Genomic DNA, 23553 nt, shown 5'->3' on the forward strand with positions numbered 1-23553 from the left:
GGCGTTCTGGGAATACCGTGTGCTAGCGCGAACGCCTGCGCGACGAGCCGCTGGCGGAGAAGGCCGCGGCGCCGCCGTGGCCGTTGCGCTGTCCGCCCGCGGACCGGCCCTGTGCGGGTCGACCCTGGCCGGAGCGCGTCTCGGCCGGACGGTGCTGACCGTGCTCGCCCTCGGGGCGCGCGCGACCTTCCTGGGCGGGACGACCACTGGACTGGCCCTGGCGGGCACCTGAGCGGGCGCCACCGCGTCGTCCCCTGCCTTGGCCCTGACCCTGGCGCTGCGACTGCTCGGCCACGGGCACGGGCTTGACGTACGCGGCGACCTCGCCGACGAGCGTCGCAACCTGCGCCGACGACGCGCTCACAGCCTGAGGGTGCACCGAGATGTTGGCGCGGCGCAGCAGCTGATCGGTCTCGCGGCGCTGCTCGGGAAGCACCACGGTGACCACGTCGCCCGCGGAGCCTGCGCGCGCGGTGCGACCGGAACGGTGCAGGTATGCCTTGTGCTCGGCTGGCGGGTCAACGTGGACCACCAGTTCGACGTTGTCGACGTGGACGCCACGCGCGGCCACGTCCGTGGCGACCAGTACCCGGTGGGACATGCCCTGGAACAGCGCCAGGTTGCGGTCACGCTGCCCCTGCGAGAGGTTGCCGTGGAGATCCACCGACGGAATACCCGCCGCGTTGAGCGTCTTGGCAAGCTTCTTGGCCTGGTGCTTGGTGCGCATGAAAAGGATGCGGCGGCCGGTGCCGGACGCGAGCATCTGCACGAGTTCACGCTTGGCGTCGGCGCCGTTCACGTGGAACACGTGGTGAGTCATCGCATCGACGTGACTGTCCTCGCTGTCCACCGAGTGGGTGACGGGCTTGTCGAGGAACCGGCGCACCAGCTTGTCGACGCCGTTGTCCAGCGTGGCGGAGAACAGCAGTCGCTGTCCGCGTTCGGGCGTCGCCGTCATGATGCGCGTGACGCCGGGCAGAAAGCCGAGGTCGGCCATGTGGTCGGCCTCGTCCAGCACGGTGATCTCGACATTGTCGAGCGTGACATGACGCTGCTTCATGAGGTCCTCGAGGCGACCGGGGCAGGCCACCACGATGTCGACGCCGGCGCGCAGGGCACGCTCTTGGCGCTGCTGGCTCACGCCGCCGAAGATCGTGGCGGTGGTGAGGCCGTAGGCCTTGGCGAGCGGCGCGATGACCGCGTCGATCTGGGTGGCGAGCTCGCGGGTGGGCGCCAGGACGAGCGCCCTGGGGTGCCCGGGGCGCGACTTGCCGCCCGCGCGGCCCAGACGTGCGACCATCGGCAAGGCGAAGGCGAGCGTCTTGCCCGAGCCGGTCTTGCCGCGGCCGAGCACGTCACGGCCCGCGAGGGTGTCGGGAAGCGTGTCCTCTTGGATGGGGAACGCCTTGGTTTTCCCTTCGCGTTCGAGCACGTCGGTGAGTTGAGTGGGGACGCCGAGTTCGGCGAAAGTGCTAGACAAAGTAGTGGTGCCTTTCGGGCATGGTGCCGGACGCGCAGGTGCGCATCGCCGTGACTGGCACGGCACCGGCATTGGTGGCGAATCGCGGAGGTGTCCGCGCTCGTTCGCCGGAGAGAAGTTCTACGAGCCGCGCGGGCACAAGGCCCTATGCGCTGGCGAGAAGGAGAAGCAATCTGCGACGCAGGAGGGCTTGTCAGGCCCTGCAAGTGTTCCCAGCCTAGCAGGCGCGCTACCCGCGACCCGTCGCGGGGGTTTGCCGGGGTGACTGCGGCCCCACTCGGGCCCCACTCGCCCTACCGCGCGGCGGCAAGAAACGCGGCGACCTCGTCGGCCGCGGGCACCCGGCCGCTGACCACTACCACGCCGTCGACGACGAGCCCGGGCGTCGACATGATGCCGTGCGCGGCGATCTCGGCGTAGTCCGTGACCTTCTCGACCGTGGCATCGGCGATGCCCGTGGCCGCGAGAGCCTCCTTGACGTTGGCCTCGAGACGCACGCAGTTGGCGCAGCCGGAACCGAGAACCTTGATGTTCATGATCTTCTCCTTCGATCAGGGTGGCGTTACGTGAGGATGGCGTTGAAGAGGTAGCCGACGGCGACGATGCCCACCGCGACCACGCCCGCGAAGGCGCCCAGCAGCGGCAGCTTGAGCACGCGCTTGAGCAGGACCATCTCGGGCAGCGACAGGGCGACGACGCTCATCATGAACGCGAGCAGTGTGCCCATGGGCACACCCTTGTCCGCGAGCGCCTCGACCAAGGGCAGCGCCCCGGCGGCGTTCGAGTAGAGCGGCACACCAAGGACGACGGCCACGAGGACTCCGAACGGGTTGTCCGGGCCCGCGTGCGCGGCGAAGAAGTCGGAGGGCACCCAACCGTGGATCACGGCGCCCAGGCCCACGCCGATGAGCAGGTAGGGCCACACCTTGGTCAGAATCTCGCGTACCTCTTGAAGGCCGATGCGGACGCGCAATTGCGGCGACGGGCGTGGGTTCGCTCCCGCGCCGGCGCTTGCGCCGGCGTTCGCGGTGGCAAGCAGGTTCTGCGACGCCGTGAGGGGGCGCAACACGAACGGCTCGACCCAGCGCTGAACCCCCATGCGCCCGAGCACCCAGCCGGCGACGATCGCGATCGTCAGCCCCGCCGCGACGTACAACAGCGCGATGTCCCAGCCGAACGTGGTCCACAGCAGGCCGATCGCGATTTCGTTGACCAGAGGGGACGCGATCAGGAAGCTGAGCGTCACCCCGATGGGCACGCCCGCACCGACGAAGCCGATGAACGCGGGAACGGCGGAGCACGAACAGAATGGCGTGGCCACGCCAAGACCCGCCGCCATGACGTTGCCGATGCCCTCGCGGCGGCCGCCCAGCAGGGCGCGTGTGCGCTCGATCGTGATGAACGTGCGCAGCACGCCCACGGCGAAGATGATGCCGGTCAGCAGCAACGCGATCTTGGCGGTGTCGTACAGGAAGAAGTGCAGCGCCGACGCCGGGCGGGTCGCGGCATCCAGGCCGATGCGGCCGTAGAGGAACCAGTCCCATATGTGCTCGTTGAGCTGGTAGGCGCCCACCCACGCGGCAATGGCGCCCACGCCCGCAAGGCCGATGCCCCGCTTGGTCTCGGGGAGGTGCTCGACGATCGTCATCGCGTCGCCTGCGGCATGCCCGGCAGCGCGGTGGGAAGGGCCCTGGCCAGCCGCGCCGGCGCATCGCCGGCGATCGTGTAGTCGATCCACTTGCCGCGCCGTGCCGACGTGACGAGCCCCGCCTCACGCAGCACCTTGAGGTGGTAGCTGAGAACGTTGGGGGCCACGTTCGCGACTGGCTCGATTTCGCACGCGCAACGGGTACCGGCGGAGGCGAGGGTCGCGAGGATGCGCCACCGAGTGGGCTCTGTGGCGGCAGCAAGGAGGTCGACGGCCTCGGATTCTTTTTCTGGCGCCCAGTGCGGCATGGTCATTTCGATCACCATCGAAGTGTCACTCTGTCCAGGGGCGCCGATCGGGGCCTAAGGTCCTGCGCCGCGGGCGCCACGCGATTCCTTGACCTTCCAGTGCGCTGGACGGTTTAGCCTGGTCGCCATGACGAAAGGCGACTTCATGGATCACGCAGACCACGGCGCCCACGAGGACCACAAGGCGCACGCGGACCACAGCGGTCACGCGGAGATGTTCCGCCACCTGTTTTGGATCAACCTCGCGCTCGCGATCCCCGTGGTGCTGTTCTCCGCGATGGTGCAGGACTGGCTGGGCTTCAGTCTGAGTGTCCCAGGATCGTCGTGGATCCCGCCCGTGGTCGGCACCGTCATCTTCGTCTGGGGCGGGCGGCCCTTCTTCACCATGGCAGTGCCCGAGCTTCGCAACCGACAGCCGGGCATGATGCTGCTCATCTCACTCGCCATCAGCGTCGCCTTCCTCGCGTCGCTCGCGAGCACGTTTGGCATCGGCAGTCTCGACTTCTGGTGGGAGCTTGCCACGTTGATCGTGGTGATGCTGCTGGGTCACTGGCAGGAGATGAAGGCCGTGGGGCAGGCCAGCAGCGCGCTCGCCGCGTTGGCCGAACTGCTTCCTGACGAGGCGGAGCGCGTGGTGGGCGATGACGTCGAGACGGTGCGCATCGCGGAGTTGGTCACCGGCGACGTGGTCGTGGTCCGACCGGGAGCCCGCGTCCCCGCAGACGGCACCATCGCACAAGGATCCGCAAGCATGGACGAGTCGACGATCACGGGAGAGTCGGCTCCCGTCAGACGCGGGGAGGGCGAACGCGTGGTCGCCGGCACCGTAGCCACCGACGGCTCGCTGCGAGTCGAGATCACTGCGGTGGGTGATGACACCGCCTTGGCTGGAATCCAGCGCATGGTGACCCAGGCGCAGGAATCGCGGTCCGGGGCCCGCAAACTCGCGGACCGCGCCGCACAGGCGTTGTTCTACATCGCGCTCGGTTCCGCGATGGTGACGTTCACGGTCTACACCGCGCAGGGAGACCTCTCGACCGGCGTCGTGCGTGCCGTGACCGTGCTGGTGATCGCTTGCCCGCATGCGCTGGGGCTCGCGATTCCCTTGGTCATCGCCATCTCCACGGCGAAGTCTGCCAAGGCGGGTGTGCTCGTCAAGGACGTGCTCGCGCTCGAGGCGATGCGCTCCATCTCGTCCGTGCTCTTCGACAAGACCGGCACGCTCACCGAGGGCAGCCACACGGTGGCCGAGGTGGAGCCGCTCGACGACTGGGACGAGGCGCGCGTGCTCGCCGTCGCCGCCGCGGTCGAGCGCGACAGCGAGCACCCCATCGGGCGTGCAATCGTCGCAGCCGCCGCAGATCGAGACATCTCCGTCGCCGATGCGTCGGACGTCGACACGCATCCCGGAAAGGGCGTCGTCGGCATCGTCGACGGCGATCGCGTGAGCGTCGGCGGCCGGTCGATGCTCGCCGAACTGAATATCGAGGCCCCTGAGGCCGCAGTCGGAACCCGCGAACGCTGGGAACGCGAGGGTAGCCCCACGTTGTATGTCACCGTCGGCGACGTCGTCGTGGGGCTCTTCACGACGCGGGACCCCGTGCGGGACGCGTCGCGGGCCACCGTCGACGCGCTGCACCGCCAAGGAGTGTCGGTTGCCCTGATCACCGGGGATTCACAGGCGGTCGCGGATCGCGTCGCCCGTGAACTCGGCATCGACGAGGTATTTGCCGAGGTATTGCCGCAGGACAAGGACTCCGCCGTGGAGAAGCTGCAGGCGGGCGGGGGGAAGGTCGCGATGGTGGGCGACGGCGTCAACGACGCCCCCGCGCTCGCCCGCGCCGACGTGGGCATCGCCATTGGCGCCGGCACCGACGTGGCGATCGAGGCCGCGGGCGTGGTGCTCGCATCCAGCGACCCGCGCGGCGTGCTCGCCATCGTCGCGCTGTCCCGCGCCTCGCACCGCAAGATGATTCAGAACTTGGTGTGGGCGACGGGGTACAACGCCCTCGCGATTCCGGTGGCCGCCGGCGCGTTCACCGGCATTGGCTTCGCCCTCAACCCGGCGGCGGCCGCGGTCGCCATGAGCCTGTCCACCATCGTGGTGGCGCTCAATGCCCAGTTGCTGCGCCGCGTCGACCTGTCCTACGACGCTCTCGCCCCGGCGGACGCCGCCGCGCAGCCCCAGACCGAGCATCAAGCCCGCCCCCAAGAGGAAGTATCGCCCGTCTAGCGCGACAGGATTTACCGTCCGGGCGTCGCCCTGCCTCGGATGCGACGGCGCGGTGATGATATTGTCTCAACTGTGATTGAGGCATCAAGGGTCCGCGCGCACGCCGCGCTGGCCGAGCCACGCCGGCTCGCCATCGTCGACGCCCTGGCCCTCGGCGACCTATCGCCTGGCGAGCTCGGCGAGCGCACGGGCCTGCCGTCCAATTTGCTGGCCCATCACTTGGGAGTCCTCAAAGCCGCCGGACTGGTGCGCAGGCGACGGTCGGACGGCGACGGTCGGCGCTCGTACCTGACCTTGGCGTGGGAAGACCCGATCGTGGCGGCGACCGCGGCCCACGGGGTCGCGCCGCCCGGCACCCGCGTCGTCTTCGTGTGCTCGGCCAACTCGGCACGGTCCCAGATGGCCGCGAGCCTGCTCGTGCGTGCTTCCGACTCCCCCGTCGCCTCGGCTGGCACGGCGCCAGCGGATGCCCTCCACCCGCTCGCCCTCGCCGAGCTCGCGCGCCACGGCCTCACGCCGCTCGCACCCACGCCCGCATCGGCCGCCGACGTGGTCACGGATAGCGACATCGTGGTGGCCGTGTGCGACAACGCCTACGAAGACCTGGGAGCCCCCAACGTGGCGCTCCACTGGTCGGTCCCCGACCCCGCCCTGGGCCATGCCGACGCCTTTGGCAAGGCCTTCGACGACCTCACCCCCCGCGTCGCGCGCCTCGCCGACGCCCTCACCCACGGATAGGATCCATGACCGACGACGCCTCCCAAGCACCCATCCCCGCAGCGGACGACCCCCGACCCGCCGTGCTGTTCCTGTGTGTCAAGAACGGCGGCAAGTCCCAGATGGCTCTGGGCTGGTTCACGGCGCTCGCGGGCGACCGTGCCGTCGCGTGGTCGGGAGGGTCCGAGCCAGGCACGGCGCTCAGCGGCACGGCCGTGGAGGCGATGAGCGAAAAGGGCATCGACATCACGGGCGAGTACCCCAAGCCGTGGACCGACGAACGCATCAAGGCGGCCGACGTGGTGATCACGATGGGCTGCGGCGACACGTGTCCCTACTACCCGGGACGACGCTACGAGGACTGGTCCTTCGACGTCCCCGCGGGACTCGAAGGCCTGGACGCCACCCGCGCCGTGCGCGACGCGATCGAGCTCAAGGTGCGCGCCCTGTTGGGCGAACTGGGCGTGGATGTGCAGGAGGGCGAGCGCACACCACACGAGTAACACCGGACCGCGTCCCGCCAGCGGAGCTCCCCGCTCGCCCCGGACGCAGGTCCCCTGCGGAACGCTCAGTCCACGGCGACGATAGATTATGGCCCACCTGACTGCAGACCTGGACGCCTCCTTGCAGACCGCGCAGGAGGTGGAGCGCCTGGCACGCGCCAACGCGACCTCCGGACTCACCTCCGAGGAGGCGGCCGCTCGACTTGCCGCCGACGGTTCCAACTCGCTTACCGCCCGCAAGCGCGTGTCGTGGCAACGACGTCTGCTGCTCCAATTCGCCGACCCTCTGGTCTATCTGCTGCTCGCCGCCTTCGCGGTGACGCTCACGGCATGGCTGGTCGAAGGCGGGCCGGGAGTGCCGTACGACTCCATCGTGATCGCGATCGTGGTGCTCGCGAACGCCGTCCTGGGACTCGTGCAGGAGCGTCGGTCCGAATCCGCGGTCGCCGCACTGCAACGTATGAGCGCCGCCACCGCGCTCGTGATGCGTGACGGTCGGGCCCAGCGCATCCCCGCGGCCGACGTGGTGGTGGGCGACCTCCTGATGCTCTCCGAGGGTGACGCGGTGGCGGCCGACGCCCGTCTCGTCGCCTCGGAACTGCGCGTGGCGGAGGCGGTGCTGACCGGAGAGAGCGTGCCGGTCCACAAGGGCATCGAACCTCTTGAGTCGCCAGCCGACGTCGCCGACCGCGCCTGCATGGTGTTCGCGAGCACGGCCGTGACGCGCGGTACGGGACGCGCCATCGTCACCGCGACCGGCATGGATACCCAGACGGGCCGCATCGCCCGCATGCTTGGCGAAACGGAGTCCGACCCCACTCCCCTGCAACGCGAGATCGCGCACCTGAGCCGCACGCTGGGGATCGCTGTCCTGGTGATCGCCACCGTCGTCATCGGAGCGGTGTGGCTGACGTCGGATGTCACCACGCTGTCGCAAGCGGTAGAGATCCTGCTGTTGGGCGTCGCCTTGGCCGTCGCGGCCATTCCGGAAGGGCTGCCGGCGATCCTGTCTGTGGTGCTCGCCCTCGGAGTGAGGCGGATGGCGGATCACCATGCGATCGTGCGAGACCTGTCCTCCGTCGAGACCTTGGGATCGGCGTCGATCATCTGCACCGACAAGACCGGCACCCTGACGCTCAATCGGATGACACTCGCGGCGGTGGCGACCACCCACGGCACGACTCGCACGGACGCTACCGCCGGCTTTCGCGGTGCGGTCGATTTCGACGGCGCCGTCCCGTCGGACCCGGCCGCGGCGGCGGAACTCAGCGCCCTCATCACGTCCGCCTGCCGTGCGAACGATGCGGTCGCCAGCGCCGACCAGGACCGCATCGAGGGCGACCCCACGGATGTGGCGTTCCTCGAGGCAGAACGGCTGATGGGCATGCGCGCGACGGGCAGTGCGACGGCACACCGGGTCGCGGCGGTGCCGTTCAGTGCACAGCGGGCGCGCATGTCGGTGGTGACCGAAGATGCCGACGGCGCGCGCACACTTCACGTCAAGGGCAGCCCCGAGATGGTCCTCAGCCTGTGCACGCGGGTGCTGTCGGGCGACACCGCTAACACGCTCGACGACGCCGGCAGGCAGCAGGCGCTCGCGGACACCGCCGCCTTTGCCCGTCGCGGCATGCGCACCCTCGCGGTCGCGTCTCGGCGCATGGATGACCGCGAGAGTGCGAACGAGGACGCGGAGCATGGCCTCACGCTCATCGGCGTGGCGGGTCTGGTGGATCCTTCGCGTCCCGAGGCGCGCGACGCGGTCGCGGACGCTCAGGGCGCGGGCATCCGCGTCGTCATGATCACGGGCGACCACCCCGCCACCGCATCCGCGATTGCTCAGGACCTGGGTATCGCCAGGGACGACACGGTGCTCACGGGCTCGGAACTTGCCGCCATGGACGAACCGTCGTTGCAGGCGGCGGTCGCCGACTGTGCGGTGTTCGCGCGCGTGGCGCCCGCGCACAAGCTGCGGATCATCGACGCGCTGCAGGCGCACGGCGCTGTGGTCGCCATGACGGGTGACGGCGTCAACGACGCCCCGGCGCTACGCAGCGCCGACATCGGAGTGGCCATGGGCCTGGGCGGCACCGAGGTGGCGCGGGAGGCCTCTAGCATGATCCTGGCGGACGACAACTTCGCGACAATCGTGACCGCCGTGCGCGAGGGCCGCGGCATTCTCGACAACATCAAGCGGTTCCTGCGCTACCTGCTGGCGTCCAACGTCGGCGAGGTGCTTGCGGTGTTCCTGGGCGTGATCGGCGCAGGCGTGCTGGGCCTGTCCGGCCACGGCCAGGTCATTGCGGTGCCGATCCTGGCCACACAGATCCTCTGGATCAACCTGCTAACGGACCTGGGGCCGGCGCTGGCCATCGGGGCGGAGCCGTACGCGGACGACCTGATGTCGCGCAAGCCACGCAAGATGACGGACCGACTGATCGACGCTCGAATGTGGTGGGGCGTGGCGTTCACGGGCATTGTCATGGCCGCGGTCACGCTCGTGACGCTGGACGCATTGCTGCCGGGCGGGATGATCGAGGGCTCACAGTCGCTCGCGACCGCGCGGACCGGGGCGTTCACGGTGCTGGTGCTCGCGCACCTGACCAATGCGTTCAGCGCTCGGTCTGAGACCGTCAGCGTGGTGAAGGGGCTCACCGCGAATCCGTGGCTGTGGGCTACCGTGGCGCTGTCCTTGCTCTTGCAGGTCGCGGTGGTCAACGTGCCGCTGCTGAACGATGCGTTCTCCACGGCGCCGCTGAGTCTCAGCCAGTGGGCCATGTGTGTCGCCTTGGCCTCGGTGGTCCCGTTGGCGATCGAACTGAGGAAGTGGGTACTGAGGCGGCGCGACTCTTAGAACAGCGCTGGTTGAAGCTGCTGCGCCGGGTGGCGTGCCGGGTCCGCCTTAGTCCGCCATTCGCCGTCGAGGTCGCGCGCCTCGGCGCGCGTGGTCGCACTCCCGGTGCCCGGATCCTCGGGAGCCTTGGTGAGTCCGTGGGCCGCGATCAGCGGCTTGATGGTGTCGGCCAGCCGCCGCCGGTAGTGCTTGGGAGCGTACGCCCCGTCCCCGTACAGGGCGCGGTACGTCGGCACGAGGTCGGGACGGTGCCGATGCAGCCACGCCGCGTACCACTCCTTCACGCCGGGGCGCAGGTGCAGACCCGCGTAACTGACCTGGGTCGCGCCCGCCTTCTGGATGCGTGCGAGAGCATCGTCAAGATGCTCCGCGGTATCGGTGAGGAACGGCAGGATCGGCATCATGAACACGGCCACGTCAAAGCCCGCGTCGGCGGCCGCCGACACCGTGGCCAGCCGCGCGGCCGTGGTGGGCGTGCCGGGTTCCATGGTGGTCTGAAGTTCGTCGTCGAAGATCGCGATCGACATCGCGAGCTGGACCTCGACGGACTGTGACGCCTCCACCAGCAACGGCAGGTCGCGCCTGATGAGCGTTCCCTTGGTGAGAATCGAAAAGGGGGTGCGCGCCTCGGCGAGTGCCGTGATGATTCCCGGCATCAGCCGATACTTGCCCTCGGCGCGCTGGTACGGGTCCGTGTTGGTGCCAAGCGCCACATGCTCGCGGTTCCAGGTGGGGCGCGCGAGGTCGCGCCGGAGCGCCTCGGCCACGTTCACCTTCACGATCACTTGAGAATCAAAGTCCGTGCCCGCATCGAGGTCCAAGTACCGGTGGCTGGGCCGGGCAAAGCAGTACACGCACGCGTGCGAGCAGCCGCGGTACGGGTTGATGGTCCAGGCAAACGGCACCGCGCTGCCGGGGCCCACGCGGTTGAGCGCGCTCTTCGCGGCCACCTCGTGGAACGTCACCCCCGCGAATTCGGGGGTCTGGACGGAGCGAATCAGGTTGCTGATCTTCGCGAGGCCGGGCAACGCGTCAGGGGCGTCCGACTCGAGCTTCTGTCCCTGCCAACGCATGACGCCATTCGAACACGTGTTCGATGCGGGGTCAAGTGCGCCACGCGGGCTGCCCGGCCCGCCGCCGACGAGTCTCGCTGGCTCCTAGATCCACTTGGCGCGCCTGAAGATCACAAAGAGCACCGATCCGAGCACCACCATGCCGCCGAGCGCGAGCGGATAGCCGTAACGCCAGCTCAGCTCGGGCATGTAGCGAAAGTTCATTCCATAGATGGTGCCCACGAGCGACGGGGCGAAAAGGATGGCGGCCCATGCGGAGATCTTCTTGGTCTGCTCGTTTTGTGCATAGCTTGCCTCGGTCTCGCGCTGCGCCACGAGCGACATGTGGGTGTTGAGCGCGTTGTCGAGTAACGAACGAAAGTTGTCGATGCGATCGGACGTCCGAATCACGTGGTCGTGCACGTCGCGAAACAGTCGCCGCAGTTCGATATCCGTTTCGTCCTCGGCCGCAAGCGAGCGGACCTCCGCGAGCATCCCGACTAGGGGCTGCACGGCGCGCTGAAACGCGATGACCTCGCGGTGCAGCTCGTAGATGCGACGCGACACCGCGATACCCGCATGCTGATCGAAGATCTGGTCCTCGATCTCGTCGATGTCGTTTTCCAGGCCCACCATGACCGGGCCGTACGAGTCGACCACCTCGTCCAGGATGGCGTAGAGCACCGCGTTCGGCCCCAGAGCGAGGAGCTTGGGGTCACCCTCGAGCCGCGAGCGCACCTCGGCAAGGTCGGGCTCCTCGGCCAGACGCACGGCCACAATCGCCTTGTGGCCGACGAAGAGGTGGATCTCACCGAAGTCGACGGTCTCCGTCGATTCGATGTAGCGCGCCGCGCGCACCACCACGGCAAGGTTGTCGCCGTAACGCTCGAGCTTGGAGCGCTGATGCCCCTTCATGGCGTCCTCGACGGCGAGCGAGTGCACCCCGAAGGCTCCCGCCACCTCGGCCAGTTCCTCGTCGCTCGGCCGCAGCAGTCCCACCCACGCGAAACCCTTCTGGGTCACGCGCGCCGCGGCTTCGACCACCGTGGACGCATCGTCCTGCCGGGCACCCCCGACGTACACGGCGGCGTCGATGACGGTCATGACTCTCCCTGGGCGTGCGGGGCGGCGCTTCGCGTCAGCGTAGGACGTGCGGGGTCGGAAGCGATCATCCTCAGTCCTTGGGCCGCTCGTCCTTGTCGATCTCGGCGATCGGCTCGTCGGCGTCGCCGTGGCCCTCCTCCACGTGCGGGGCCTCATCGGACGCCTTGGCGTCGCGACCGGCGCGGCCGGTGCCGAAGAGTTGCCAGCCGAAGTATCCGACCGCGAGCACCGCCGCGAAGAACAGAAACAACCCGGAGGGCGTGAGATCGATCGTGCCGAGGATGGGAAGGTCCATGACTTCAGTATGTCAGCGCGGCGCCGGTCGACGGCCGCGGCTCGATCGACTAACATCTGAATAGTTGCTCATATATTCAGGGATGGACATGACGGAGCCCCACCTCCACTCGCCGTTGCCTCGCGGCATCGATGCCGACGACGCCGCTCGCCTGTCCGCGCCGTTCTCTCTCTTGGCGGACCCGTCCCGCCTGCGCATCGTCTACGCGCTGGTCGAGGGCGGCCCTATGTGCGTCTCCGACGTCGCGGCCACAGCAGGAACTGGGGAGTCCGCCACCAGCCACCAGTTGGCAAAGTTGCGGGCGGCAGGGGTGGTGCGTTCCGAGCGCCGCGGCCGGGAGATCTGGTACCAAGTAGCCGACGCCCACATCCGTCTGCTCCTCGGCGTGGCGGCCGAGCACTACTTGGCGGAGAACACCCCGGGAGCAGCCTCGTGAGTGCGGGACACTCGCAGTCCTCCGTGTCCGCCGGCGGCAAGCACCGGCGCGCCCTCGCCGGGGTGCTTGCGCTCGTGCTGACCTTTGTGGGCGTCGAGGTAGCCGCGGGACTCCTCACCGGTTCGCTCACGCTCATGGCCGACGCGGGCCACATGGCCACCGACGCGCTCGGCGTGGGGATGGCCCTCGCAGCGGTCACCGCCGCCCGGCGTGCGGCCCGCAACCCCAAGCAGACCTTCGGACACTACCGCTGGGAGGTGCTCGCCGCGCTCGCGAATGCGGCCCTACTGCTGGGTGTAGCCGCCTACGTAGCCGTCGAGGGCATCGGCCGCCTGCGCGACCCGGTCGAGGTGGACGCGGTTCCGATGCTCGTAGTCGCGATCGTGGGCCTCGCCGTCAATCTGGTGAGCTTTCGGCTGCTGCACGCGGGCGCCAAGGAAAGCCTCAACGTGCACGGCGCGTACCTGGAGGTGATGGCCGACGCGATGGGCTCCGTGGGCGTGATCGTGTCCGCGATCGTGATCCTCACCACCGGTTGGCCCTACACCGACGCCGTGGTGGCCCTCGCGCTCGCCGCGTTCATCGTGCCGCGCGCTCTTCGCCTGGCTGGCGAGGCGATTCGCATCGTGGTGCAGGCCGCTCCCCCCTCGGTGGACGTCGAGACCCTCACCTCCGAGCTGGGCGGACTGCCCTCCGTGACCGACGTGCACGACGTGCACGTCTGGACGCTCACCTCGGGCATGGACGTGGCGAGCGTGCACCTGGTAAGCGAGGCCGCTCACACGGCCGACGTGGTGCGCGCGGCGCAACGCGTATTACGCGAGCACGGCCTGGCCCACGCCACCGTGCAGGTCGAGGACGACGCAGGGGGCGAGTGTGGCTCGGAGTTCTAGCCGCCACTACATGGCCGAAGCGGCCAACTGCTCCAAAGCGGCCATCGCGTCGGCCGCACGCTCCACCGGCACAAAGATGTGGTCGTGGTGGTATCCGGCGACAACGTTCGCGCTGATCCCGGCCTCACTCAGGGCCGCGGCGAAGGCGGCGGTCAGGCCCACTGCTTCGAGCGAGGAGTGCACCGTCAGGGTGATCCGCGCGCACGGAAACGTGTGGCCGAGCCCCGCCGCATCGGCATCGTCCCGGGAACACACCACGGTCAGGCCCTCTGCTTCGCGCATCGTCGCCAAGGGCACGATGCCGCTCGGAATTGTCTCGACACTCGCCCACACGTACGTCACGGGATCACGGTGCGGACGCATCGACGCGATCAAGGTGGCGAGGTCAGTTTCTCCCGACATGCGGCAAGGCTATCCGCGCGGGCGCCCGGGACCTGCGGTGCGGTGGCGAGTGTCGGCATCGGGGAAGATGGGGGGCTGAGACCGTGAGGGAGTGTTACCCATGACCGACGCCATCTGGCGCGAACGCAAGAACGAGCGACCGCAACACGATTCCACCCGCACCGAGCTGGAGAAGATGCGCGCCGACGACTGGTTCAGATACCGCGCCGGGCCGGAACTTCCCGAGCTGCAGCGCGAGACTCTCAACGTGTGCCGCGATGTCAACGCCCGGTACGCCGAGGATCCGGCCGGGATGACCGCAGCATTCGCCGCCGCGGTCGACGCGTGTGGCCCGGGTCTCGACATCCGCCCACCCATCTTGATCGAGTATGGCGAGCGCGTCTCGATCGGTGCGAACGTGTTCATCAACAACGACTTCATGGTGTTGGGCTCGGGGCGTGTCACCATCGGCGACCACGTGCTCATCGGCCCCAGCGCGCGCCTGTACACCCCCAACCACTCGCTGGACGTGGGTTTGCGCCGGGAAAGCTGGGAGATCGGCCTGCCCATCACGATCGAGGACGATGTCTGGCTGGGCGGCTCCGTGGTGATCTGCCCCGGCGTCACGATCGGTGCGCGGTCAGTGGTGGGCGCGGGCTCCGTGGTGACCAAGGACGTTCCGCCGGACGTGGTGGTGGCGGGCAACCCCGCACGGATAGTGAGGGAACTCTAGGGTCGCTCGGCGTCGGATCGCAGGGGTTCCGGGTACCAGACCGTCGGCGGAGCGACTTCTGGCACGCGCTGCGCCACGGGCGCCGCCGAGGGCGTGCTCGCGTCGCCAAGGCGCCGGGTCCCGCTCCACGCGGCGACAAAGACGCCAAGCACAATGAGGATGTCGCCGACGGAGAAGGTGTTGGCGAGCGGCATCGGCGCCGGCCAGGCGAAGATGTCGCCCAGCCACGGCAACACGGGGTTATCAAGAACGGCCGAGTTCGCGAAGTCGCCGCTTTGCTCGATTCCTGCCGCCTCGGCCGCCGATGCACTGGCGGGCAAGGTTCCGCCGTTGAGTGCAATGGTGATGCCGTTGGAGAAGGCGCCGGCCGCCACGATCCACACCCCGGCGGCGCGCCGATTCACCCACGCAAATCCGAGGGCGGCGACGTAGGTCAGCACGTGCGTCGCGGGCGCGAGCACGCCCGGCAGGGTCACGTTGAGGACGACCGACTGCACGATGAGCGCCACCCAGATCAGCGACTTCCACCGCCACTGGTGGAGGAGCAGACCAGCGGGCCACCGCCCGACCAGGAGGGGCGAGACCACGGCGATGAGGCCCAAAGCCAAGACCAGCACGGTTAGACGCCCATCGTCTTTCCCTGCGCAGCGGCCTCTCGCTCGCGTTCGAGCCTGTCTTCGATCGTTTCCGGCGGGGCTGGGCGGCCGAGGTGATAGCCCTGGCCAATCACGCCGCCGAGCGCCCGCAACGCCGCAGATGTCGACTCATCCTCGATGCCCTCCGCGACCACACGCAGCCCGAGCGCGAGCGCGAGCTCGATGGTCGACCGCACGATGATCAGGTCATGGTCGTCGTTGTCGATGTTGCTGACGAAGCTCCTGTCGATCTTCAGTTCGTCGATCTCGAGTCGCTTCAGGTAGTTCAGTGAGGCGTTGCCGGTGCCGTAGTCGTCGATCGAGACCTCGACGCCCAGTGCCCGCAGGGCGCGGATCACGATGTCGGCGCGCATGGGGTCCGAGAGAATTCCAGTCTCCGTGACCTCCAGCACCAAGGACGTTAGCGGGACTCCGTGGCGGGCCGCGGCTTCCACGACCTGATCCGGCAGTCCGAGGTCGGACAGGTGACGGGCGGAGAGATTGACGGCCATCCGGAGGTCATAGCCCGCCGCTGTCCACTGGGCGAGCTGACCGAGGGCCGTGTCGAGCACGAAGGCGGTGAGGCGGAAGATCAATCCGGAGTTCTCCGCAAGGGGAATGAAGTCGTCAGCGGCCACCGGTCCCCGTTCCGGGTGAGTCCACCGGACGAGGGCTTCTGCTCCGACCGTGCGCCCATCGGAAAGGTCTACCTGAGGCTGGTAGACCACGCGTAGCGCGCCGGCGTCGAGGGCGGTGCGCAGATCAGCCAGAAGCTGGAGTCGCTCCACGCTGTTGACGTCAAACTCCGGCGAGTAGGTGCTGATCTGATCGCGTTCAAGTTTCGCGTGATAGAGCGCGATGTCGGCGTTCTTCATCAGCGTCGCGTCATCCTCGCCGTGCAGCGGCGCGACTGCGACTCCAACGCTGGCTCTCACCAGCAGTTCTAGGTTGTCGACGGGGATTGCGGCATCGAAGGACGCGAGCAAATCGCTGGCGATGGCGCGACAGTAAGGGGCGTCGCCGTGAAGCACCACAGCGAATTCGTCACCGCCGAGGCGGTGCACTGACGCGTCATCCGGGGCAGCCGCCACTAATTGATCGGCAACGCGTCGGAGGATCTGATCGCCCACAGGGTGGCCGAGCGTGTCATTGATGTCCTTGAAGTGGTCGAGGTCAAAGAGCACTAGGCCGGGGCCAAGGTCGCCCGAATGGCGTGTGGATTCGAGCGCGCGCGTCAGTTGAAAATGAAGCTGTCCGCGATTGCCCAATCCAGTCAACGAGTCGTGTGTCGCATCGTGCGCATGGCGGGCGGCTGCAGCCGCGAACAGATGCGCGGCGACAACGGGCGCCCCCAACAGGAAGAGCGCGATGATGCCGTCCCGCGACACGAGCGCCGCAATACCGCCGACACTGAGGAGCACGACATTGGTGATCGAATACTCGCGGAGATCCTTATACAGCACGGTCGCCAGCGACTGCTCGGTAACCATTGCCACAACCCCCGAGACGATGATCCAGTTCGTAGCAATCATGGCAACGCCGGCAATCAGCAACGGAACAATTTGTTGTGCTTCCACCGGCAACGGCTCGGAGAAGAACGGGATCCCGGTCAGCCAGGTGTAGATGGCACGGCCCGCGATGACACTCAGCGCGTATTGCGCAGTGTTGAAGAGCGACTTCGAGAGCGCCCTGCGGTGGAGGATGTCATCCGCAACGCTGGCCACGGCCTGAACAAGCACGGCGGCACCGAGCGACGACACCGCAATTAGCGCGAGGACAAAAGGTGCGGATGCCGACAAGGTTCTATCCTCGGCGTCGACACGCGGCAGACGAACTGGCCGCACTTCTCCCAAGATTGCGGCCACGCCCAAGAAGACGGTCGGCCACAGGACCGCGCTACCAAGAACGGAAGGCCAAGGGGTATGCAAAACGGCAAGCGCAACTCCCGCGATCCCCAGTGCGACGACGACCGCGACGTAAGTGGAGAGACGCGGAGACGGCGCCGAGAGACTTCTCTTGGCGCCGCCCCCGCGGTTGTGAGGAATTAGCCCCACTTAAGCCCAGCTGCCACAAGCGTGGCGACGGCGACCATGGTGCCGGCGCTCACGCTGATCTGGGTGAGCTTGCTGTCCTTGATGATCTTCCACTTGTCCATGACAACTCCTAGGAGTTTGGGGACGAGAAAGACCTCCGAGTGCGGCCCTGGCGCGCTGAGAGCGTCAGGACAATCCGTCTCTCGGGGGTTCGAATTCGTCCCGGTGACGCGACCGCCGGATGGCGCCCGCAATTCATACTGTCGCAGTTTCGGTAACGATGCACGTATTGAATCGCGACTTTTGTCTGGATTTACGAATTTAGGCCCCTGGTAGAGGGGCGAAATTGGGCATCTGCGCTAACTATGCCCGATAGCAGGGCATCTGGGTCTGCCATTCACTCTGGGGGCACCATTTCTGGGGTGCGTGCTGTTCAAGGCGGCGCAAAATGGCGCACTCAGTGGCCGGAGGCCGCTCCGCTATGTGACCTCGACGAGTCGCATCTGAGCGCGTCGAGTGATGGGCCATCCGACCAGCGCAACCAGTACTATCGGCGCCACCAGGATGAGCCCATGCCACGCGGGCGCCGAGACCCTGTCAGACACCCCGCATACCATGAAGGGTGGATCGAGAAGCCCGACCACAAGCCCTCCGGCTGGTCGGCTGGCAACCGCGTTCCGACACGGTGCCCCTGGGGGAAGATCCGCCCTGCGTCACGCCGTCGAGCGCCAACTGATCACGATCCGACGACGGCGGGGTCGAGCACACCGTGTGGACTCACCCGCCGGCCGCACGCGCGCTGTCCACGGCGCTCGCGGCGGGAATCGACCAAGTTTCGCGCTTCGGAGACGACCCATTCATCGTGCAACGCTTTGCCTGCTCCCTCGTAGACCCGTCACAGGCGAGCCTCTGTGCGAATCCCTCGGAGTGCAGCCACGGGCGCCTCATCTCGGTACGCACCGGCGAGCCCTGGGACATCGGCGACACCCCTGACAGGCAGCGCACGGCGGGAGGGACGACGCTCGGGCCTGGCTAAGCGCCCAACGCACCCCGGTACACCTCGAGGTCCTCCTCGCTGAAGCACGCAAAGGTCACCTGGGTCACCGAGCTCCCGGCCGCGAGCACCTCGCGCACGGTCTTCACCGCCACCCCCGCGGCCAACGGAATCGGGTAGCCGTAGATGCCCGTGCTGATGCTGGGGAACGCGATCGAGGCGAACCCTTGCGCGTCGGCGATCTCCAGGCATCGGCGATAGCAGGAGGCGAGCAGTTCCGGCTCCCCCTCGTGGCCGCCGCGCCACACCGGACCCACAGTGTGGATGACATGCCCGGCCGGAAGTCGGTAGCCCTGCGTGAGCCTGGCGTTACCCGTGTTGCAGCCGCCAAGGCGAGTGCACGCCTCGAGCAGCTCGGGCCCCGCCGCGCGGTGAATCGCGCCGTCAACGCCACCCCCACCCCGCAGCGACGAGTTCGCGGCGTTGACGATGGCATCGACGGCCAGGGTGGTGATGTCGACGCGGACGGCGCGGAGCGTCGGCGCTGTCATGGTTCGAGCCTAAGCGGCGTTGGCAATCTCTTGCGGCGTTTCCTCGAGTGGGGCCGAAGGCCATCACCGGGCACGAGGTCGACGCGCTCCCCCAGCAATGCAACGAGTTCGCTTTCCAGAGCGCCGATGTCGAACAGCAACGCTCCGCTTGCTCGCGGGGAAGAACCGCAGCAGGCGGGCGACCCCTGGCTGGCTGCGGGGTTGACGGCACGCGCGATCTCGCGCGCTCGTCACCAGCCACCGAGGCGTCACTTTCGACGGACAGTCTTCGCCGTCAACCCTCGGTGTGGCGGTCGCGCAATGCGACGATGCGCTCTCGGCGGCGTGCGACGAGCAGGTCCGGCGTGCCCAGCGGCAGGGAGCCCCAATAGGTGTCCTGCGGGGCGTCGATGGCACGTAGCATGGGCTCGGCCCGCTGCGAGACGGCGCCGTTCGTACCGAACCATCCTGTCAGCTCCTTGACGGTGAACTTGGCGCCACTGCCTCCCGCGGTGTCGTTTGCCCGGCACACAGCCCAGGCAACCGCCGCAGCACCGCGGCTTGCCGACGACCGGCGCCGGAAGATGGCAGGATCAGCCACGGCGACGCGCGCCAGGAACCGCCGCATCGCGGTCCTGTGCTCGACATCGAGGAGCTCATCTGCGACGCGATCCAGCTGCTCGAGGTACTCAGAAACGTTGTCGCGGATGTCCGCTGGCAGGCCCTCCCATGCAAAAGGCTCGTCCGGGAGCGGCTCGGTGTCGAGCGTCGTGAGGGCTTCAGTGCCACCCACCTCCGTGGCAAGAGACTTCAGGATGTCCGCCGTGAGATCGAATTCGTCGTCAAACTCGTCCCACAGTGGATGGCCTCCGGCCATCGCGTCACCGAATGCCTCGACTGATGAGCCGACGGCCCGCAGAACCTCGCGCGTGAGCTCAGGGTCTATCCCTTCCCGGCGATGCACAAACTCGACGAAGTCCGCCAGCACCGTCGGCAGCATCGCAACGTCCACATAGGGCACCATGACCTTGGAAGGCATCCAGTCCAGCAGGAAGCGCGCGACGACGATGGGGCTCCACCGCAAAGGGCCGCCGACGTTGTAGTCGGCGCCAAAGTGGAGGATCATGTCGAGAGCGAAGTCCGCGTCATCGCTGTCGATGCTGCGGCCCTGGGGCGAGGCAAGGAAGTCCGCCTTCAGGCTCGCCACGTCATGGTCGCTCCACTCGTGGGTGGCATCGGCGGCACCCCCGTCAGGCAACAGGGAAAGCAGCCATTCGACGGCGGGCCGGGTCGCGGGCCAGTCTTCCTGTTCGGGCATGCCGATGGTGCGTCGGCCCTGGTCGATGGCGGCGGCGACCGTGGCCCGCGCCGTCGCACCGTCCCACGGGCCGATGTAGTCGGGGCCGGGGCCCTCGAACTCGCCGTCCTGCACGCGGCCCATCACCTCGTCTAGGGGAGCGGCAATAAGGAAAGCATCCTTGACTGCCGAGCCCAGGTTGTGGTCTGTGAAGATGATCGCGGTGAATGCGGCACCTGACGCGAAGCGTGCCCCCATGACGCAATTCTCACCGTCACCCAGGGACTCCGTCATGCGCATCACCTGGACGTGCACGCGGTCGTTGGCCAGGTCACGGACCCACAGCGGCATGGGGTGGTGCCTCGCGGGCAGTTCTGCCTCGATGACGTCGCGAGCCGGATCGTCGGCCGGGAGCATCCGCGCCATGATGGTCAGGAGCGCCGTGGTCTCCGCGAACGAGACATCGACGAGCGACTCCACTAGGTCAGACCGTGAGACATTCGGAGCGGCATTGTCGAGCGGGTTGCGGCCGCGCGGGTCCGACAACTCGACCATGGTGCTGACCAAACCCAGGAGAGCGATGGGCGTGTCCGCACGCATCGCCTCTCGCACCCCGTCCATCAATGCGAGTTCTTCCGGAACCCGTTCAGGCACGTGATCAGGCACCGCGTGAAGGTGGCGCCGCTGCTGGGCCGTGCGGTGCGCGGGGCGCTTGCTGTGGCGTCGGTTCTTAGACATGCATCGAGGCTATCGGACGGCCACGACATTGCGTAAGCGCGCGTCAAGGTCCGCCCGCCTCGACGTAGACCTCGGGGTCGCGTAGCAGTTCCACCAGCGCGATCTCCCTGAACGTGAGATCGACGCGATCGAGGTTGCTGCGGATCGTGAGCTTGATACCGGGCAGGTCCTTTGCGGGCTTCAGCGCCGCAAGGTGGAGCGCCGCCGGGAGCTGAGTGGTCAGTGACCATTCACGTGCGGCCGAGAACCCTGCCGGCCCCACGCCCTTGCGGCCAAGTGCCTCAAACGCCACTTCAACCGCCGACGGCCGCGTCATGCCGTAGCGAGTCTTGGCACCTCGGTATTAGAGCCCGTGGCGCACTTTGATCAGTTCACCTTCCGCCACCGCCCCGCGAGGCGGCCTTGCGACGTGCCGCAGCCGGGTGCACACAGTGCTCACGGGTGCTGGACGTCGATCACCACGCGAGTCGGATCCTCCAGACGGAACACCCTGAAGGGCTCGTCGGAGGTTAGGCCCACCCAAATCTCGACCTGACCCTCAAACATCGCACCGTAGCGCACCTCCTTGACCACTCCGCCAGACTGGGGAACGATGCGGCGCGGGCCCTCGAAGGGCTGTGCGCCGTCTTCCGTGGGATACACCACTCCGTTCACGAGGATCAGCAGGTAGTCGTCGCCCAACAGATACACGGGTTCCCCCTGTGCCACCCCGGTGGGGTCCTCGACGTACCGGCCGAGCCATCCAGGAGTGCCCGCACCGGCCAGGTCGAGGACGATGCGGTCGAAGTCGTCGTGTACCCCAAAGCGGAGGTCGACGGGGCTGAGGCGTGCGTCGACGCTTGCGGTGGCGGTGTCCGGCTCACGATCCGCGACAAACGGGGCGGTGTCGGCGGGCGGGCCGTCGTCTGGCAGCGGCGCCTCCGACGCTGGCGTAGAGGGCTCGGTCGTGGGCGTGGCGGCGGGCTCTGCGGTGGATGTGGCGGCGGGCGAAAACACCGTCGCAGTGGCCGTCGGTTGCTGATCGTCGTTCGTGCACCCGGCCATCACCACGGCACCAGCCATGGCGACGGCGAGTGCTCGAACCAGGTGTGGCCGTCGCATCGTGTCGCTCCCTTGCAGGCCAGCCGACGTCACGGCGCCGATGCAGGCGTGCACATCTATTGTCTTCCCTGGCTGGCAGGACGTGCAAGAGATCCGCGCGTGCCGTGTGCGCCTCACGCACACTTCACCGCCTGACGTTGTTGGCGAGGGTTCGGAACGCCGTCTCAAAGTCGTCGAGGTCGTGTTCGACAGTCGACTCGATCACCTGTCGAGGCGGCGCGGGCGCGAAGCACGGCGATGTGCTCAAGGACTGCGGTAGCGTGACCTGCGTCATCCTTGGTCACAGCGGCACAGCCTCCGCGAGAATCTCTTCGCGCGAGTGAGGACGGAGGCCGCTATCCGGTACAAGGTCCACGCGCTGCCCCAGCGAGGCGGCGAGTTCACTCTCCAGGGCGCCGATGTCGAACAGTGAGGCGCCATCAGGAAGGGTCACCAAGAGATCGATGTCTGAATCGGGACCATCCTCCCCACGCGCCACGGATCCGAACACGCGCACGTTGCGAAAACCGTGCCGTGCGGCGAGGTCGATGACATCGCGCCGACGCTTGGCGAGCGCGCTCCCCCGCTCGCTCGCGGGGAAGAAGCGCAGCAGGCGCGCCACTTCAGGCTGACTGCGATTCACCGCGCGGACAATCTCCCGTTGGCTCATGCCTGCGGCGACACCTCGCCTGACCGCGCCTACCAGTTTGGCGCGCGCCTCGACGCGCAGGCGCTCGGCCTCGAGCGCGTCCGCGAACATCTGCTCCACGAGCGAATCCGACACGGCGCCACCTCCTGATAGGTGATGCTATCGCCGACACGGAACGCCAACCTGGGCCCCGTGGAAAAGTCCGCAACCCTCCCCCAATCAGCCAAGGAAGCAGAGGCATCGCGCCCGGTAGCGAGCAAGCGCCTCATTCGGGTGGGGACGGACACCGTCAGCCGGTGAGCACGACCTCACGCGTTGACGAGCCACCGCTCGCGGCGCCGTTCAGGCGATTTACGTACTCGTCGGCCGTCAAGGCCGAGTCCTCTGGCCCTGGCGATTGGACGCCCCTCGCGATCAGCGACGTGTCCCGCGCGACGACGACGGCGAACGGCTCTCCCTCACGTTCAGCCTGGGCGAGGTCCCCGATGCGGTCGCGTCCGAGCGCGACAATCAGCACCGAGTCGCCGAGCGTGTTGAGCAACCAACCGCTGCGAGCGTCGGCGCTCGTCATCAATTCGCGCTCCAGCACCTCGGCGACGCGCGCGCGCTCGTTGATGGCGAAGTCTTGGCGGCATCGAATGGCGATGACGCGACCATCGGCCTCTACCAGGCGCTCGACGAACACCACAAAACCGTCCACCTCGGCTCCGCTGTCACGAGCCAGCCCGAGCAAGTGGGTGGGCGTGGCCTCATCGAAACTTGCGACACCCGCAACGAGCCCCGGCAGTTGTGGGCTGGAGATGCCGACGCCATGCTCGCCGTGGTCGGTCAGGATAAACACCACCTCACGCACGCTTCACCACCGCCTTTGCCTCGTCCAACGTCAACCCGACGCCTTTGACCAGGATATTACGGACCTCGATGGGCGCGAGGTCACGTTTGGACAACGCCCAGGTGAGCTGC

General features: G+C 67.8%; 24 protein-coding genes and 1 riboswitch. Of the genes, 7 read left to right on the forward strand and 17 right to left on the reverse strand.

Going from position 1 to position 23553, the window contains the following annotated elements:
- Positions 1 to 22: 22 nt before the first annotated feature.
- The 4 genes from QZZ29_RS03445 to QZZ29_RS03460 form a co-directional block, all read right to left on the reverse strand.
- Positions 23 to 1480 carry a DEAD/DEAH box helicase gene (locus QZZ29_RS03445; protein ID WP_366478964.1) on the reverse strand — a complete coding sequence of 486 codons (1458 nt, stop codon included), beginning with the start codon at positions 1478 to 1480 and terminating at the stop codon, positions 23 to 25.
- 293 nt (positions 1481 to 1773) lie between these two features.
- Entirely contained in the window at positions 1774 to 2016 is a 243-nt protein-coding gene (locus tag QZZ29_RS03450) for a thioredoxin family protein (protein WP_291381392.1), read from the reverse strand.
- 26 nt (positions 2017 to 2042) lie between these two features.
- On the reverse strand, positions 2043 to 3128 hold the full coding sequence (locus QZZ29_RS03455) for a permease (RefSeq protein WP_291381394.1): 1086 nt from the start codon (positions 3126 to 3128) through the stop codon (positions 2043 to 2045).
- Positions 3125 to 3442, reverse strand: coding sequence for a metalloregulator ArsR/SmtB family transcription factor (locus tag QZZ29_RS03460; RefSeq protein WP_291381396.1), 318 nt, complete (start codon positions 3440 to 3442; stop codon positions 3125 to 3127). The genes QZZ29_RS03455 and QZZ29_RS03460 overlap by 4 nt, the downstream gene beginning before the upstream one ends.
- Before the next feature lie 121 nt (positions 3443 to 3563).
- Here QZZ29_RS03460 and QZZ29_RS03465 point away from each other — a divergent pair, with 121 nt between their 5' ends.
- The 4 genes from QZZ29_RS03465 (at position 3564) to QZZ29_RS03480 (ending at position 9740) form a co-directional block, all read left to right on the forward strand.
- Positions 3564 to 5669, forward strand: a complete 2106-nt coding sequence (locus QZZ29_RS03465; protein WP_291381397.1) for a heavy metal translocating P-type ATPase — start codon at positions 3564 to 3566, stop codon at positions 5667 to 5669.
- A gap of 72 nt (positions 5670 to 5741) precedes the next feature.
- The gene (locus QZZ29_RS03470; protein ID WP_291381398.1) at positions 5742 to 6407 is read left to right on the forward strand and encodes a MarR family transcriptional regulator; all 666 of its coding nucleotides are present in this window, start codon (positions 5742 to 5744) and stop codon (positions 6405 to 6407) included.
- A gap of 5 nt (positions 6408 to 6412) precedes the next feature.
- On the forward strand, positions 6413 to 6889 hold the full coding sequence (locus QZZ29_RS03475; protein ID WP_291381400.1) for an arsenate reductase ArsC: 477 nt from the start codon (positions 6413 to 6415) through the stop codon (positions 6887 to 6889).
- 88 nt (positions 6890 to 6977) lie between these two features.
- Positions 6978 to 9740, forward strand: coding sequence for an HAD-IC family P-type ATPase (locus QZZ29_RS03480; RefSeq protein ID WP_291381402.1), 2763 nt, complete (start codon positions 6978 to 6980; stop codon positions 9738 to 9740).
- On the opposite strand, the gene QZZ29_RS03485 is transcribed toward QZZ29_RS03480, so the two are convergent.
- The 3 genes from QZZ29_RS03485 to QZZ29_RS03495 all read right to left on the reverse strand — a co-directional run bounded on the left by QZZ29_RS03485 (position 9737) and on the right by QZZ29_RS03495 (position 12191).
- Positions 9737 to 10813 (reverse strand): Rv2578c family radical SAM protein, encoded by a 1077-nt coding sequence (locus QZZ29_RS03485; RefSeq protein ID WP_291381403.1) that lies wholly within the window; start codon positions 10811 to 10813, stop codon positions 9737 to 9739. The genes QZZ29_RS03480 and QZZ29_RS03485 overlap by 4 nt on opposite strands.
- An 84-nt stretch (positions 10814 to 10897) precedes the next feature.
- Entirely contained in the window at positions 10898 to 11896 is a 999-nt protein-coding gene (locus tag QZZ29_RS03490) for a magnesium and cobalt transport protein CorA (protein WP_291381405.1), read from the reverse strand.
- A gap of 70 nt (positions 11897 to 11966) precedes the next feature.
- Entirely contained in the window at positions 11967 to 12191 is a 225-nt protein-coding gene (locus tag QZZ29_RS03495) for a hypothetical protein (protein WP_291381406.1), read from the reverse strand.
- 88 nt (positions 12192 to 12279) lie between these two features.
- Between QZZ29_RS03495 and QZZ29_RS03500 the strand changes: the two genes are divergently transcribed.
- Both QZZ29_RS03500 and QZZ29_RS03505 read left to right on the forward strand, forming a co-directional pair.
- Positions 12280 to 12627: a metalloregulator ArsR/SmtB family transcription factor gene (locus QZZ29_RS03500; RefSeq protein ID WP_291381408.1), complete on the forward strand. Its 348-nt coding sequence runs from the start codon at positions 12280 to 12282 to the stop codon at positions 12625 to 12627.
- On the forward strand, positions 12624 to 13520 hold the full coding sequence (locus QZZ29_RS03505) for a cation diffusion facilitator family transporter (protein WP_291381409.1): 897 nt from the start codon (positions 12624 to 12626) through the stop codon (positions 13518 to 13520). Before QZZ29_RS03500 ends, QZZ29_RS03505 begins: the two co-directional genes overlap by 4 nt.
- Positions 13521 to 13526: 6 nt before the next feature.
- On the opposite strand, the gene QZZ29_RS03510 is transcribed toward QZZ29_RS03505, so the two are convergent.
- On the reverse strand, positions 13527 to 13922 hold the full coding sequence (locus tag QZZ29_RS03510) for an ACT domain-containing protein (protein WP_291381410.1): 396 nt from the start codon (positions 13920 to 13922) through the stop codon (positions 13527 to 13529).
- Positions 13923 to 14022: 100 nt separating this feature from the next.
- Between QZZ29_RS03510 and QZZ29_RS03515 the strand changes: the two genes are divergently transcribed.
- Positions 14023 to 14634: a sugar O-acetyltransferase gene (locus tag QZZ29_RS03515; protein WP_291381411.1), complete on the forward strand. Its 612-nt coding sequence runs from the start codon at positions 14023 to 14025 to the stop codon at positions 14632 to 14634.
- Here the strand turns inward: QZZ29_RS03515 and QZZ29_RS03520 are convergent.
- From QZZ29_RS03520 to QZZ29_RS03560, 9 genes are all read right to left on the reverse strand, one after another.
- Positions 14631 to 15251 (reverse strand): DUF5317 domain-containing protein, encoded by a 621-nt coding sequence (locus QZZ29_RS03520; RefSeq protein WP_291381412.1) that lies wholly within the window; start codon positions 15249 to 15251, stop codon positions 14631 to 14633. The two genes, QZZ29_RS03515 and QZZ29_RS03520, sit on opposite strands and share 4 nt — an antisense overlap.
- Before the next feature lie 2 nt (positions 15252 to 15253).
- Entirely contained in the window at positions 15254 to 17068 is a 1815-nt protein-coding gene (locus tag QZZ29_RS03525) for a bifunctional diguanylate cyclase/phosphodiesterase (protein ID WP_291381413.1), read from the reverse strand.
- A 713-nt stretch (positions 17069 to 17781) separates the two neighbouring features.
- Positions 17782 to 17907, reverse strand: coding sequence for a hypothetical protein (locus QZZ29_RS03530; RefSeq protein WP_291381414.1), 126 nt, complete (start codon positions 17905 to 17907; stop codon positions 17782 to 17784).
- A 20-nt stretch (positions 17908 to 17927) separates the two neighbouring features.
- A riboswitch (SAM riboswitch) is annotated at positions 17928 to 18036 on the forward strand.
- Positions 18037 to 18334: 298 nt separating this feature from the next.
- Positions 18335 to 18847: an O-acetyl-ADP-ribose deacetylase gene (locus QZZ29_RS03535; protein WP_291381415.1), complete on the reverse strand. Its 513-nt coding sequence runs from the start codon at positions 18845 to 18847 to the stop codon at positions 18335 to 18337.
- 274 nt (positions 18848 to 19121) lie between these two features.
- Positions 19122 to 20861, reverse strand: coding sequence for a hypothetical protein (locus QZZ29_RS03540; protein WP_291381416.1), 1740 nt, complete (start codon positions 20859 to 20861; stop codon positions 19122 to 19124).
- A gap of 43 nt (positions 20862 to 20904) precedes the next feature.
- Positions 20905 to 21177: a hypothetical protein gene (locus QZZ29_RS03545; protein ID WP_291381417.1), complete on the reverse strand. Its 273-nt coding sequence runs from the start codon at positions 21175 to 21177 to the stop codon at positions 20905 to 20907.
- Positions 21178 to 21296: 119 nt separating this feature from the next.
- The gene (locus QZZ29_RS03550; RefSeq protein WP_291381418.1) at positions 21297 to 21962 is read right to left on the reverse strand and encodes a hypothetical protein; all 666 of its coding nucleotides are present in this window, start codon (positions 21960 to 21962) and stop codon (positions 21297 to 21299) included.
- A gap of 280 nt (positions 21963 to 22242) precedes the next feature.
- Positions 22243 to 22725, reverse strand: a complete 483-nt coding sequence (locus QZZ29_RS03555; protein WP_291381419.1) for a nucleotidyltransferase family protein — start codon at positions 22723 to 22725, stop codon at positions 22243 to 22245.
- A 154-nt stretch (positions 22726 to 22879) separates the two neighbouring features.
- Complete coding sequence (locus QZZ29_RS03560; protein ID WP_291381420.1) at positions 22880 to 23443, reverse strand: hypothetical protein; 564 nt, start codon at positions 23441 to 23443, stop codon at positions 22880 to 22882.
- Between the last annotated feature and the right edge of the window lie 110 nt (positions 23444 to 23553).

It is taken from the genome of Demequina sp., from assembly GCF_016278765.1.
Classification (GTDB): domain Bacteria; phylum Actinomycetota; class Actinomycetes; order Actinomycetales; family Demequinaceae; genus Demequina.

Coding starts and splice junctions, on each gene's coding strand:
- QZZ29_RS03450 (WP_291381392.1), bottom strand. CDS start 2,016: ATGAACATCAAGGTTCTCGGTTCCGGCTGCGCCAACTGCGTGCGTCTC.
- QZZ29_RS03455 (WP_291381394.1), bottom strand. CDS start 3,128: ATGACGATCGTCGAGCACCTCCCCGAGACCAAGCGGGGCATCGGCCTT.
- QZZ29_RS03460 (WP_291381396.1), bottom strand. CDS start 3,442: ATGACCATGCCGCACTGGGCGCCAGAAAAAGAATCCGAGGCCGTCGAC.
- QZZ29_RS03465 (WP_291381397.1), top strand. CDS start 3,564: ATGACGAAAGGCGACTTCATGGATCACGCAGACCACGGCGCCCACGAG.
- QZZ29_RS03475 (WP_291381400.1), top strand. CDS start 6,413: ATGACCGACGACGCCTCCCAAGCACCCATCCCCGCAGCGGACGACCCC.
- QZZ29_RS03480 (WP_291381402.1), top strand. CDS start 6,978: ATGGCCCACCTGACTGCAGACCTGGACGCCTCCTTGCAGACCGCGCAG.
- QZZ29_RS03485 (WP_291381403.1), bottom strand. CDS start 10,813: ATGCGTTGGCAGGGACAGAAGCTCGAGTCGGACGCCCCTGACGCGTTG.
- QZZ29_RS03490 (WP_291381405.1), bottom strand. CDS start 11,896: ATGACCGTCATCGACGCCGCCGTGTACGTCGGGGGTGCCCGGCAGGAC.
- QZZ29_RS03495 (WP_291381406.1), bottom strand. CDS start 12,191: ATGGACCTTCCCATCCTCGGCACGATCGATCTCACGCCCTCCGGGTTG.
- QZZ29_RS03500 (WP_291381408.1), top strand. CDS start 12,280: ATGACGGAGCCCCACCTCCACTCGCCGTTGCCTCGCGGCATCGATGCC.
- QZZ29_RS03510 (WP_291381410.1), bottom strand. CDS start 13,922: ATGTCGGGAGAAACTGACCTCGCCACCTTGATCGCGTCGATGCGTCCG.
- QZZ29_RS03515 (WP_291381411.1), top strand. CDS start 14,023: ATGACCGACGCCATCTGGCGCGAACGCAAGAACGAGCGACCGCAACAC.
- QZZ29_RS03535 (WP_291381415.1), bottom strand. CDS start 18,847: ATGACAGCGCCGACGCTCCGCGCCGTCCGCGTCGACATCACCACCCTG.
- QZZ29_RS03540 (WP_291381416.1), bottom strand. CDS start 20,861: ATGTCTAAGAACCGACGCCACAGCAAGCGCCCCGCGCACCGCACGGCC.
- QZZ29_RS03545 (WP_291381417.1), bottom strand. CDS start 21,177: ATGACGCGGCCGTCGGCGGTTGAAGTGGCGTTTGAGGCACTTGGCCGC.
- QZZ29_RS03550 (WP_291381418.1), bottom strand. CDS start 21,962: ATGCGACGGCCACACCTGGTTCGAGCACTCGCCGTCGCCATGGCTGGT.